Origin of the sequence: Rhodanobacter thiooxydans LCS2 (assembly GCF_000264375.1) — a bacterium.
In the GTDB taxonomy this organism is placed as follows: domain Bacteria; phylum Pseudomonadota; class Gammaproteobacteria; order Xanthomonadales; family Rhodanobacteraceae; genus Rhodanobacter; species Rhodanobacter thiooxydans.
In genome coordinates this window covers 1-254 of record NZ_AJXW01000077.1, presented here as the reverse complement: position 1 = coordinate 254, position 254 = coordinate 1, and the positions used below count along the sequence as shown (strand labels likewise).

1 pseudogene is annotated in these 254 nt (G+C 70.5%); it reads right to left on the bottom strand.

Annotated elements, in window-relative coordinates:
• Positions 1-254, bottom strand: a pseudogene (locus UUA_RS19655) (Wzz/FepE/Etk N-terminal domain-containing protein); the annotation flags it as partial.

Genomic DNA, 254 nt, shown 5'->3' with positions numbered 1-254 from the left:
GCGAGTTCGCCGGCCTGCTGGGGCGAGTAGGCGCGCACGGTCAGCTTGACCAGCGAGCCGGCGTAGAGCATCGGTTCCAGCTTCAGGCTGTTGCGGTAGAGCCGCGCCACCGGCGTGGTTTTCGCGTAGCCGGCGCTGGCCAGCACCTGGTTCTGGAACGGCACCAGCTGCAGCCGCTCGGTGACCCGCTGCAGCGGCTCGACCTTCGGGTCCTGGCCCGCCGGCACGGAGCCGACCTGCGCGATCTGGATCCA